This window comes from Capsulimonas sp. (assembly GCF_039929585.1).
Taxonomy (GTDB): Bacteria; Armatimonadota; Armatimonadia; order Armatimonadales; family Capsulimonadaceae; genus Capsulimonas.
Genome location: NZ_JBDSQY010000285.1, coordinates 1 through 11,939, shown reverse-complemented (window position 1 = coordinate 11,939; position 11,939 = coordinate 1). Strand labels below are relative to the sequence as shown.

At 58.5% G+C, this 11,939-nt stretch carries 11 protein-coding genes and 1 pseudogene; 6 read left to right on the top strand and 6 right to left on the bottom strand.

From position 1 onward, the window contains the following. Positions 1-57: 57 nt before the first annotated feature. Both ABIZ35_RS21600 and ABIZ35_RS21595 read right to left on the bottom strand, forming a co-directional pair. The gene (locus ABIZ35_RS21600) at positions 58-504 is read right to left on the bottom strand and encodes a GNAT family N-acetyltransferase (protein WP_348222001.1); all 447 of its coding nucleotides are present in this window, start codon (positions 502-504) and stop codon (positions 58-60) included. 10 nt (positions 505-514) lie between these two features. Further along, positions 515-1,237, bottom strand: coding sequence for a glycosyltransferase family 2 protein (locus ABIZ35_RS21595; protein ID WP_348222000.1), 723 nt, complete (start codon positions 1,235-1,237; stop codon positions 515-517). Positions 1,238-1,385: 148 nt separating this feature from the next. Between ABIZ35_RS21595 and ABIZ35_RS21590 the strand changes: the two genes are divergently transcribed. Continuing rightward, positions 1,386-4,073: a PBP1A family penicillin-binding protein gene (locus ABIZ35_RS21590; RefSeq protein WP_348221999.1), complete on the top strand. Its 2,688-nt coding sequence runs from the start codon at positions 1,386-1,388 to the stop codon at positions 4,071-4,073. Then, positions 4,070-5,929, top strand: a complete 1,860-nt coding sequence (mrdA, locus tag ABIZ35_RS21585) for a penicillin-binding protein 2 (RefSeq protein ID WP_348221998.1) — start codon at positions 4,070-4,072, stop codon at positions 5,927-5,929. Before ABIZ35_RS21590 ends, mrdA begins: the two co-directional genes overlap by 4 nt. Here mrdA and ABIZ35_RS21580 read toward each other — a convergent pair. Together ABIZ35_RS21580 and ABIZ35_RS21575 are read right to left on the bottom strand one after the other, a co-directional pair. Continuing rightward, a complete protein-coding gene (locus ABIZ35_RS21580; protein ID WP_348221997.1) occupies positions 5,926-6,762 on the bottom strand; it encodes an NmrA family NAD(P)-binding protein in 837 nt (278 codons plus the stop codon). The two genes, mrdA and ABIZ35_RS21580, sit on opposite strands and share 4 nt — an antisense overlap. Then, on the bottom strand, positions 6,759-7,193 hold the full coding sequence (locus ABIZ35_RS21575; protein ID WP_348221996.1) for a nuclear transport factor 2 family protein: 435 nt from the start codon (positions 7,191-7,193) through the stop codon (positions 6,759-6,761). The genes ABIZ35_RS21580 and ABIZ35_RS21575 overlap by 4 nt, the downstream gene beginning before the upstream one ends. A 165-nt stretch (positions 7,194-7,358) precedes the next feature. Between ABIZ35_RS21575 and ABIZ35_RS21570 the strand changes: the two genes are divergently transcribed. Continuing rightward, positions 7,359-7,976: a TetR/AcrR family transcriptional regulator gene (locus ABIZ35_RS21570; RefSeq protein ID WP_348221995.1), complete on the top strand. Its 618-nt coding sequence runs from the start codon at positions 7,359-7,361 to the stop codon at positions 7,974-7,976. Here ABIZ35_RS21570 and ABIZ35_RS21565 read toward each other — a convergent pair. Continuing rightward, complete coding sequence (locus ABIZ35_RS21565; RefSeq protein WP_348221994.1) at positions 7,954-8,547, bottom strand: TetR family transcriptional regulator; 594 nt, start codon at positions 8,545-8,547, stop codon at positions 7,954-7,956. The two genes, ABIZ35_RS21570 and ABIZ35_RS21565, sit on opposite strands and share 23 nt — an antisense overlap. 134 nt (positions 8,548-8,681) lie before the next feature. Between ABIZ35_RS21565 and ABIZ35_RS21560 the strand changes: the two genes are divergently transcribed. Beyond that, positions 8,682-9,305 carry an FMN-dependent NADH-azoreductase gene (locus tag ABIZ35_RS21560; RefSeq protein WP_348221993.1) on the top strand — a complete coding sequence of 208 codons (624 nt, stop codon included), beginning with the start codon at positions 8,682-8,684 and terminating at the stop codon, positions 9,303-9,305. Positions 9,306-9,402: 97 nt separating this feature from the next. Here ABIZ35_RS21560 and ABIZ35_RS21555 read toward each other — a convergent pair whose 3' ends face one another. After that, complete coding sequence (locus ABIZ35_RS21555) at positions 9,403-10,161, bottom strand: DUF1559 domain-containing protein (RefSeq protein ID WP_348221992.1); 759 nt, start codon at positions 10,159-10,161, stop codon at positions 9,403-9,405. A gap of 610 nt (positions 10,162-10,771) precedes the next feature. Between ABIZ35_RS21555 and ABIZ35_RS21550 the strand changes: the two genes are divergently transcribed. Together ABIZ35_RS21550 and ABIZ35_RS21545 are read left to right on the top strand one after the other, a co-directional pair. Further along, on the top strand, positions 10,772-11,662 hold the full coding sequence (locus tag ABIZ35_RS21550; protein WP_348221991.1) for a DUF1559 domain-containing protein: 891 nt from the start codon (positions 10,772-10,774) through the stop codon (positions 11,660-11,662). 51 nt (positions 11,663-11,713) lie between these two features. Beyond that, positions 11,714-11,939, top strand: a pseudogene (locus tag ABIZ35_RS21545) (hypothetical protein); the annotation flags it as partial.

The window sequence follows — 11,939 nt, the reverse complement described above, 5'->3', positions numbered from 1 at the left end:
AAGGGAGGGGTCGGCCGAAGGCCGGGGGTGGGTCACTCAGGGTGGCGAAGGGTCGCGTCACACAGGACGACTCTTCCGCATCATCCGGTGCAAAATCCCCGCGTCCAGAAACTCTTCCCCAAAACTCTCGTACCCCAGTTTCTCATAAAACCCCAGCACCGTCACCTGCGCGCCTAGCTGCGCTTCGGTGTACCCGCGCCGCATGGCTTCGTCCCATGCAAACTCCATAATCGCCGCGCCGACGCCCCGGCCCCGGGCGGGCGCGAGCACGCAAACGCGGCCGATTTTGACAATCCCAGGCTTGTAATGCAGCAAGCGGGCTGTAGCGAGAGCGGTGTTTGTGTGTGTGTCGCGGGCGAGGATATGGGTGGCCGTGGCGTCCTGCTCGTCGTATTCCAACTCGGCAGGGACGTTCTGCTCCTCAACGAAGACTTCACGTCGGACGGCGAAGCAGGCCTGTTGGTCTGCTTCGGTTTCGGCGATGGTGATGAACAGATCGGTCATAGCGTTCGTCTTAATTGAAAAAGCGGAACTTGAGCAGCGCCCAGAGGGTGTCCTTGGCGTCGCGCCAGCCGATTTTTTTGCCTTCGGCGGCGGTGCGGGAGTGGTAGTGGATGGGGACTTCGACAATTCGATAGCCGCGTTTGGCGATCTTTGCGGTTGCTTCCGCGCAAAAATCGAAGCGTTCGCAGCGTAATGGGATCGAAAGAATAACATCCCGCCGAAACATCTTGTAACAAGTCGCCTCATCGGTTATCGAAGTACCATAGAGGACATTGGTCAGCACGGGAAGCAGGCGGCGGGCGAGGTAGAATTTGTCGTGGTCGCCTTCTTGGTTCAGCCGCAGCGCCTCCGGCGAGAGGCGGGTGCCATAGACCACGGCCGCGCCTGCTTGGATACGCCGCATCATGGGTACGAAATCCATGGGGTCGTACTCACGGTCGGCGTCCTGCACAACCACAACGTCGCCCGCTGCATGGCTAAGCGCGATACGGATCGCTGCGCCCTTGCCGGCGTTTTTTGGGGCGTAGATGATTTTGAGGCGGTCACCGGGATCGGCGGGAAGCGCGTGGAGGATGGAGGCCGTGAGATCCGTCGAGCCGTCGTCCACCACGATCAGCTCCAGATCCAGCGGAACGGCCAGAACATCCTGGATGATTTGGGCTACCGTGCCCTCTTCGTTATAAACGGGCATGAGAACGGACAGCCGCCACTGGGCGGTGGAAGAAAGCGACATCGGCGGAGGTAACTCCTTCTTCGGAGCAGTCAGGCGGGAGAACTTCCGCGCTGTTTTTGCGTATCAGGTATTATACCAGTAGTTCGGCCGAACGCGGGGAGCGGCTTGACAGATCGCGCGCGCCCCCTGCATAATGGATCAATACTTTATGGCAACAACCGGCACACCCAGACGTCCTTCCAGCTCCGGCGGAGACGGTTTTCGCGGCTCGCCGCCGCCCAATCCTCCCCGCCGCAGTCGGCGGGCGCGCAAAGCGCCGCCCAAGCGTGGTTTCTGGCGTTCGGTGCGGATCTTCTTTAGCTGGATCATGCTGCTGATTCTCATCGTAGCATGCGTCGCCATCGGCTATGTCTACCTCCAGATCCGCAATACCAAGACGACGGCAATCCCGACATTTAACCCGCCGGGCCGCACCTCCATTCTTTCGTCCGACGGCGTCCCGCTCGCGACTGTGTTCACCCAGAACCGCCAGGTCGTTTCCATCAACAAGATCCCCAAGGACTTGCAGAACGCCACGGTCGCCCTGGAAGATCAGCGCTTCTATCAGCACAACGGCATTGACTTCTGGGGGATTGGACGCGCGCTGACGCGCAACCTGCGCAGCGGCGAGCTGAAGGGCGAAGGCGCGTCGACCATCACGCAGCAGCTCGCGCGAAACTCGGGCGTGGATGGGCTGACGAGCGAAAAATCCATTCAGCGCAAGATCCATGAGTGGGTAATCGCCAACCAGATTGAAAAGAACTTCACCAAGCAGCAGATCCTGGAAGCCTATCTGAACCAGGTCAACTACGGCTCCGGCGCCTACGGCGTCCAGCAGGCGGCGGCGACTTACTTCGGTAAGGATGTCCAGAAACTCAATCTGGCCGAGTGCGCGCTGATCGCCGGACTTCCCAATGCGCCTACGCGCTGGAACCCGTATAAAGATAAAGAGCTGTCCAAAAAGCAGCGCAATATCGTGCTGGGACGGATGCTGGATCAGAAATACGTCACACCGGCGCAGTATCAAGAAGCCATTGCGGCGCCGGTCCGTCTCGCTTCGCCCAAGGCGCCCAAGCGCGGCAGCCAGATTTATCATGCGCCGTTCTTCGTCAATTATGTGATGGAGCAGCTGAAAGCCAAGTACGGCGAGGACTATTTGCTGCGCGGCAACCTGCGTGTTTATACGACGCTGAACTGGGAGATGCAGCAGGTCGCCGAGGAAGAAGTTCGTAAGGAAGTCAGCATCGACGCCCGCAGTGGCCCGAACCAGGCGTGTTTGGTCGCGATTGATCCGAAGACCGGCCAGATCAAGGCGCTGGTCGGCGGCGTGGATTATGGCGTCAGTAACTTCAACATCGCGACGCAGGGGCGGCGCCAGCCAGGGTCGCTCTTTAAAGCCATCGTTTATGCGGGCGCTATCGACAGTGACCTTGTGACCGAAGACACGCGCGTTCTCGATTCTCCGATCTCATTCCGAACCGGCGCCGGCATTTGGACGCCCAAGGATGATAACGGCTACTCCAACAGCCGCGTCACGCTGAAGGTGGCGCTGGCGCGATCCATCAACGTTCCGGCCGTCAAGGTGCTCAAGGAGTTCGGACCCCAGAACGCTGTTCGTTACGCCCGTGTGATGGGAATTGAATCGCCGCTGGATCCCGTTCTTTCGCTGGCGCTAGGCTCCAGCGGCGTGACGCCTCTAGAAATGACCAGCGCATACGCCACCTTCGCCAACGGCGGCAACCATCCGGTGACCAGTGGCTTCACCCGTGTTGAGGAAACCGACGGAACCACCGTCGAAGACATTCCCGCCGCGATTGAGACGCACGTCATCAGCCCCAAAGCGGCGACCCAGCTGGACGATATGCTGCGCGCGGTCGTCATCGATGAGCATGGAACGGGATACGGCGCGGGCGTTATTCCCAACTCCCGCGGCAAAACGGGAACCACGCAGGGGCATAAAGATACCTGGTTCATTGGCTATACGCCCAATCTCGTGGTCGGCGTATGGGCGGGGCGCCCGGTGCGCGCCTCCAAGCATCATCCGGCGTCGTATGGCGAGGAGATGGGAGGCAATTCGTGGGGCGCCACGGAGTGCGTGCCGATCTGGACTGGTTTCATGAAGCGCGCCGAGCCGATCTTCCTGAAGGCGATTCAGAAAGAACTCGCTCGCGCCAAGACGAAGCCGAAGAAGCCTGCGCCCAAACCTGTCGCGACGCCGGACGAATCGACGACGACTGGTGAGCAATCCGCCGAAGTGAAGCGACCCCGGCGTAATCGCCGCAGCGGAGACAGTGCGGCTGACTTCACCCATACGCCGGAGAACACCCCCGCAGCGGCCGACGCGACGAAGAATTCCGATTCCACGGATAACGGCGACGGCACCGTAACGGTGAATATCGATAACGACACCGGTTTAATCGCCGCTCCCGGAGCGCCCAATTCCAGCCGCTCCACGTTCGCCAAAGGCGCCGAGCCGACCCAGCGCACGCCGGACTACGACAAGCCGCGCGATTTCCCAGGCGATCCTCCCAGCCCCGGCGCGGACAGCAATTCCGGGGATAATAACGACAGTAGTGTGGATAATTCCAACGCGCCGCATCGGCGCGCCGAGACTCCGAGTGATATGACCACGGTTCGCGCCATCTCCATCCCTGCGGTCCCGCACGCGCGCACGCCGCGCATTCCCCCCGCGCCTCGGCCCAAACGCGTGGAGTATGTGACGGTCAACATCAATCCGGAAGACGGCTTGCTCGCCACAAAATGGGACCCGGAGGTGATCGAAAAGACGTTCATCAAAGGACAGGAGCCTCGCAAGCGCAGCCGGCTGCACCGGCCGCCGCCCGGAGAGGCGCAATGATCTCCCCCCGATCTCGAACTTCGCCGCTCCCTAAGCCGGCGCGCCAGTCGCAACCCAACGACCGGCGCGCCGTGGTGCTTCGTGCTCGCCTTTTCGGAACCTTCATTCTTCTGCTGTTCGCCGGGCTGGTCACGCGGCTCTGGTTCCTGCAAATCGTCAACGGTGAGGATTTTCATTCGAAGGCGGAGGCAAACCAGGTGCGGCGGGTCAAATCCCGCGCCCCGCGCGGAACGATCGTGGACAGTCACGGCGACATCCTCGCCGCGAACCGCTCCCGCTTCGCTGTGTACGCCACGCCGGAGATTGTGAAAGACGACGCCGTGCTGGATCGAGTCGCGGAGCTGCTTGGCGCCACGCCTCAGGACATCATCGAAACGATCAAAGAGAAGAAGCAGAACCGTTACGATCCGGTCAGGATCGCGCTGGACGTGCCGATGAGAACCGTCACGCAGATCGAGGAGCATAAGCCATACCTCCCCGGCGTCAGCACTGAGCCGGAGCCCGTCCGCTGGTACCCGCATGGCCCGCTCGCCGCGCACCTTCTGGGCACCATGGGGCGCATCAACGAAAAAGAGTACGACGATCTCAAGGGCAAGAACAAAGATTACTTCAACGACGATTTCCTTGGGAAGACCGGCGTGGAAGACGCCTACGAGCAATATCTTCATGGCGCCCCCGGCGGTACGGATGTCCAGATCGACGCGCGAGGCCGTAAGGTTCGCACCATGAACTCGGCGAACGCCACGCCCGGCTCCAGCGTCCAGCTCGCGCTCGACGCCAAAGTGCAGGCGGCGGCGGAGCAGGTTTTCGCGCAAAACCATTATGTTGGGGCCGCCGTCGCGATCAATCCGCAGACCGGCGCCGTGCTCGCCATGGTGTCCGCGCCCACTTTCGATCCCGACGACTTCGCCACCGGCATCAAATCTGAGAAGTGGAAGCCGCTGAACACCAACCCGGACCACCCGCTGATCGATCGCACCCTCGACGCGATGTATCCACCCGGTTCGACCTTCAAGCCGATCGTCGCCGCCGCCGGCCTTCAGACCGGCGCGATGACGATCCATTCCGGCGCCTACTGCCCCGGCTCTTACCATCTTGGTAAAGCACGCTTTGGATGCTGGGCCGTGCATAACAGCGTCGACTTCTACTCCGCGATGGCGCATTCCTGCGATGTCTTTTTCTATATTTTCGGCCAGTCGATCGGTCCGGACCGAATCTCGACTTACGCCAAGGCGTTTGGCCTTGCTGAGAAGACCGGCATCGATCTTCCCAGCGAGGACATCGGATCGATCCCCTCGCCGGCGTGGAAGAAAAAACGGTTCAAGCGCGCCGGCCCCGACTTTCAGCAATGGTTCGGGGGCGACACGCTGCATATGTCGATCGGCCAGGGAGATGTCCTGACGACGCCGCTGCAGATGGCGCGGGTTACGGCGACGGTCGCGAACGGCGGCGATGTCCTGAAGCCGTATGTCGTCAGCAGGATCGTCAATCACGACGGCAAGACTGTCTATGAGGGCAAACGCACGGTCGTTCGCCACGTTCCCGTTTCCCCCCGCAACATGGAGGAAGTCCGGAAGGCGATGCGCGTGACCGTGACCGCCGGCACTGGTAAGATCGTGGACTTTCCCCAAGTTGCGGTCGCGGGCAAGACCGGATCGGCGCAAACCCATGGCAGCGCGCTGACCCACGGCTGGTTTGTCTGCTTCGCGCCCTACGACCACCCGACGATCGCCATCGCCGCGATCGTCGAGCACGGCGGCCACGGCGCGGGCACCGCCGGGCATGTCGCGCGCGCGATGCTGCAAACCTACTTCAAGCTGCCCGTGACCCCGGAAAAATCGGTGAAGAGTGATTAGAAAGATGCATTCGCCAAATCCATGAAGGATCGCGGCGCGCGCCGTGTCACACTCTCAACCGTATCCGTCACCCTGTCCTCCGATCCCCGAGCAATCCCTTCGTCCAAACCCGCAAGAAATTCCGCATAATCCTGGGGCAGCCCCACCGACGCCAACCGCTCGGCGAGCTGCGCGGGCGAGACGTTTTGGTGTGTGACGGTCTTTCCCGTCACTTGCGAAAGGATCGCGGCGACTTCGGCGTAGGTCAGCGCCTCCGGACCGGTAATAACGTGCGCGGTGTTATGCGGGGTTTCGTCCGTGAGGGCGTGCGCGGCGACAGCCGCGATATCGCCGGCGTCCACGAAGGCGACGCGTCCCGTTCCCGTGGCGGAGATGATCGTCCCGTCTGTCTCGATCGTGCGCCGATGCATCCCTTCGGTGAAGTTCTGCATGAACCACGACGGCTGAAGCACCGCCCATTCCGGCGCAAGCGCCTTTACAGCGCCATGGACCTCGCCGAGGCCGCTTGAGTTCTCCGGGATCGCCGAAGATGAGAGCAGAACGAGACGGCGCACGCCTGATTCCAAGGCCCGCTCAATAAAAGGCAGCATTTGCGGGGTGGGGTCCAGAACGGGCAGCGGCGCCACGAGATAAACGGCGCCGACGCCGTCAAGCGCGGGACCGTGCGTCGAAGTGTCGTCCCAATCGAAACGCACATGCTCGAACGCATTCGAGCGAGGCGCCCCACGGCTCCCCGTTCGAACAGCGCGCCCTTGCGCCGCGAGACGCTCGGCGATCCGGCGCCCTGTGTTGCCGGTTCCGCCCGTGATCAAAATTTTCTGTCCATTCATCATTTGCTTTCTCCCATGGCTTCCAAAAGGATCAGTGGATTCCAGTAGTCCACATAACGCGTGATCTTGCCCTCCCTTGTCTCAACAATACAAAGATAGGTCTGATTGTACGGCTTGCCCGACGCAATGGCTCGGCCCTTGCATTCAAAACGTACGATGCAGACATTGGGATCAAGAGTAAAATCAATGCGAGGAGTGCTGACTTCCGTAAATTCCAGCAGGCCTGGCAAGCGCTTCGCGTGCTCGTGAATTGCCGCTTTGCCTTCCAGACGCTGGGGATATCCCGCCGGAGAAAACGGAAACTCAAAGACTGCGTCTTCGTGAAACCAATCGCTCCACCGCTCAAGCTGCCCCTGGGCAAGCATCTCCAAGAGGCGATGGAAGAGTTCTTGTACTGCGCGCCGGTCTGCGCTCAGCGTAATTTCTTGTGTCATTGACCGATCCTCATTTCCTAACGGACTTCTGCTGTTTAGACAACAGTTGTGGTATAAATATGACAGACGGAAGAGATCCGGTCAATCATCAACATCGCGCTTTTGTCGGATAGACGACAAAGGCGCGATATTGTCGGCGAACGGGGTGGGCTGGAAGATCGGAAGATGGCGATGACGGCAATTTTGGAAGCGGAGGACCCGCGTGTGGTGCGGACGCGGGATTTGCTCAAAGGGGCAATGGTGGCGCTGATGCGTGAGAAGAGCTGGCGTGAGATTAGCGTGGGCGATATCACCCAGCGCGCCACGGTGAACCGCACGACGTTTTACGCGCACTTTGACGACAAAGACGCGCTGCTGGAGTCCTGTCTGCGCGACAAGTGCCGCCGCGCGCTTGCGGAAGTCGGATCGCTGCGCCGTGACAGGGTGGGGGAAGATCTGCGGCGGCTGGTGGGAGCGGTCTTTGAATTCTTCGCCCAGCTGCCGATCCAATGTCCGATTGCGATCCGCCAGTGGGAGCCGATCGTCGTACGAGCCATGCAGGAGGAGCTGGAGCGGATGCTGGGTTGCTGGCTGGGCCAGATCGCATCGCCGAACTCCCAGGCCGACCGCGGGGCAATTGTGGCCGCTCTCAGCGGCGCGATTGTCGCTTCTGGCGTACGATGGCTGCGCCGCGACGAGAGTTTATCCACGCAGCAGGGGGCGGACAGTGTCGCCGCGATGCTGCTTCCAGGAGTTTTGGCGCTGCGTCCGTCCGAAGAACTTATGCCTCGTTCGCGGGAATAAGAAGGACGGCGATCTCCCGCGCGGCTTCTTCCGAATTCTGTTTGCGGTCTCCATGGCTCCAGCGGAGCGCGCTGCCGAAGATACTCCAGCTGAGAACCGTGGCGATCGTTTCGCGTGAGCGCCCTCGAAGCGCGGGCGACACGCCGCCCATCCGTATCCACGTTTCGATAAAACTGTAAATCTCCGCCTGCAGCATCGTTCCGATCGTATTTTCCAGGTCCCGCGCGGAGTCCGGACACTGCATGCGCATTTCGCCCATAAACTCAAAGACCGCTGCCGCCAGCCGGGTGAGGCTGTCCTGTGTCAGGGGCGTCGGTTTGGGGAAGCGTCTCCAGAGTGCTGCCCCAAGCTCGGATCGGAGGATGCTGGAGAGCAGGGCGTACTTGTCGTCATAGTGCGCATAAAACGTGGCGCGGTTGATCGTGGCGCGCTCCGCGATATCCTGAACGGAGATCGCGCTGAACTTCTTCTCATGCAGCAGCGCGCGCAGCGCATCCTGCAGTAAGGCGCGCGTGCGCCGGACACGTGGGTCGCTGACTTCATTTCCAGGGCAGCTTAAAACTTTTTCCACAACACTTCTTTCAATCCGTCGCGTAAGCGACAAAACGGCGAATTTGCTCATTGATTCGGGGGCTACGTATGCGGTAATTATACAACATGTGTTGCTTAAACTGCAAGCGATGCTTTTTGAACCCGGAGAACCCAATGACAAATATTCTGCTCGTGACATCCAGCCCACGCGGCGAAGACTCTTACTCCACGCAAGTCGCGCGTCGTTTCGCCGTAAAGCTGCAAGACGCTCTTCCCGGCTCATCCCTGACCACGCGTGATGTGAACGCCGACCCCTTGCCGCACCTCTCGGAGGCGCTGGTGCACGCCATTCGCAAGCCCGCCGACAATCGCACGGCCGAGGATCTCGCCGCGCTCCGGCATTCCGACAACCTGATCGCGGAGCTTCAGTCCGCCGACGCTGTCATCATCGCCTCAGGAATGATCAACTTCGGCATTCCTTCGGCGCTCAAAAGCTGGGTCGATCACATTGCTCGCTCGGGGGTGACGTTCCAGTACGGCCCGGACGGAGTGGAGGGGCTGCTGAAGGGCAAAAAACTCTATCTTGTACTCGCGTACGGCGCCGTTTACGCAGAAGGGCCGTGGCAGGCAATGGATTTCCAGGCGCCGTATCTGAAATCCACACTGGGCTTTCTGGGATTGACGGACGTGGAGGTCGTGACGATTGAGGGAGTGGCGTACGGTCCCGAGATGGCCGAAAAGGCCGTCGCGGCTGCGGACGAGCGGATCGAAGCGCTGACTGCGGCGCTGCGCAGCTAGCGAAAATAAAAAAAGAGACAGTCGCCCTGGCGTCAAAACCTTTAAAGTTTGACGCCAGGGCGGCTGTCTCATTCAATATGAGCGAAAGCTGGAACTGTCACTTCCACTTATCCGTTGAGAATTTGAGAACCGTGTAACCACTGGTGTCGCTGGGGGCGGTGCTGAAGGGTTTGTTGTCCAGCGTCCACATATTCACGTCGCCGGCGCCTCCGCCGTCAATGGCGTCTAGCGTTTGAAGCGGGCGCATGGATTTTGCGTGTCCATCCAGAAATAGGAAATTGGCGAAGCCGGTGTGGCCAGAGAACAGGCTGCCCTGATGATCACCTGGGTCTGGGCCATTCTGCGCAAAATTATCCTTATAATCCACATAGAAGTCGGAATAGCGGGTTGTGCTTTCCACAACTCCGATCAGCTGCGAGGGCGCGTCCATGCTCGCCATGGATACCGTGGGACTGGTGGGGCCATTGAGATCGGTAAACGGCCGATTGGAGCCAGTGTTCACGGAGTACGAGACGGTGCCGGTAATGGGCGCAGGGGAGCCAGGGTATTCCGTGTCGGGGCTGTTTTTCTTGGGGTTAGAAGGGCATTGCAGCACTCCGTAGCTCTTGATATACGGCTGACAGATGGTATGCCAATTCTGCTGATTGAAGTTGGTATAGCGAGGCATCAGCAGTTCATCATAGTCCTGCGAATATTGCAGGATGGCCAGGCCGATCTGCTTTTCGTTGGACAGACAGGCCGTTTGACGGGCCTTTTCGCGCGCCTTGGCGAAAACGGGGAACAGAATGGCCGCGAGGATCGCAATAATCGCGATGACGACGAGAAGCTCAATAAGAGTAAAACCTTTGCGCATCATGGTTACCTTTACAATCGTTGTAATAAAGTGCCGGTTAAATCAAACCAGCACATCCTAAGTATTAGGGCACGAAAACATTTTAGCACTGATTGCTCCAAATGTCAACAGGAAAATGGTACAAACCGTAAAGAATTGAACGCTTCATGAATCATTTGATACACCTCTCTATTTTGATCTATAGTGTATGAAATGTCTGTTATTTGTATTAAATCTATTGTTTGAACCAATATTTTTGCTAGGATTTGGTACAATTCATAAATATTGAACGTTTAGATCAAAACTGATGTTTCAAATTTTGGATCTTTGGATACGGGGCATGGTTCGCTTTGGAAAAGACCGATTTTTAGGCGGTTGAACGCTCAAGCTTTCGGTAAAAACGATTTCTTCGGTTAACTCGTTGTAAAAACGGGTAGAAGTATGGCATAATAGACGTACCCTCCTCTGTCTACGAAGACTGCGATCCGGGGCTAACGGCTCGTCAAGTAAGCACAGCCTGCGCCCGCCTGCAACGTTGCAGTATATTCTCAATATCACTCGCGCCATTCGCTCCACGGCGAACCGGCGCTTCATGAATGACTCTATACCAATAAATGTAAGGACGGTATTCGCTATGCCTCACACAGTCGCCCGGTCGCGCTCACACTCGGCCTTCACCCTGATCGAACTGCTCGTCGTCATCGCCATCATAGCGATACTCGCCGCCATCCTGTTTCCTGTTTTCGCTCAAGCTCGTGAGAAGGCCCGCGCCATCAGCTGCATGTCCAATATGAAGCAGGAAACGCTCGGGGTCTTACAGTACATGCAGGATGCAGACGAGAAATATCCCCTTGTTGAGCATGTCGGTCCTGGATCCAAACCTTATAAGACCTGGGTTTATACTGTTCTGCCCTACACAAAGAGCTTAGCGGTTGTGCAATGCCCAGACAACTCCAAGAACCCGTATGGATATGTTATTCCACCAAATGGAGCTTACACCACGCCGTACTACTATCCCTCGTTTGCTTACAACTTTGCCTATCTTAATCCAGCGACTGACTGCGCAGACGCTAACTTAATCGAGGGGCCCACGGGCACCACCCCTTTCGGCTTCCCAGCCAGCGAAGCCTCCATTGAATCGACTGCAGCAACGGTAATGTTTGTTGACGTCAAGATCATCGGCGATGATATTAACTATTACTATGATAGTTTCCCTGCCACTGCTCCCGCCTCCGCAAGTGCAACCACACATGTCTGTGAGTATTCGAATGGGGGATGGGGCGCCGGAAGTTTTGGCGACGATCCAAGCGGCGGCAACACGGCAGACGGAACCGGGAACTTTGCCGCTCGCCACACCAAGGGCGGGAACGTTGCATTCTGCGATGGACACACCAAGTGGTTAACACCAGGCAAGCTGGCTGCGGGTACAAACTGGACGCCGACGACTCCAAACACCGACGTCATGATTACGGACTTAAGCCAGTATTTGTGGTCGGCCAAAAAGTCTGGCGCGAGTGACCTTTAAGGGACTTTCTATTCGTTGGGAATACTTCCAAAATCTCTAAGCAAAAGGATTATGCTGAACAAAGTGAATCAACGAAGGCTTATTCTGATCTTACCGTCCCTGATGCTCAGTCTTGTGGGATGTGGTCCTAAGGATGCGGAAACACCAAACGCTGTTCCACCACCCAGCGCTAATGCAAATCCACTGCCTCCGAATCCGAATAAAAAAGTGTTCGCTCCAAAAGGTCTGGCTGCTCCTGGTGGTGCTGGGCCTGCGGGTGCGGCCGCCAAGAATGAGA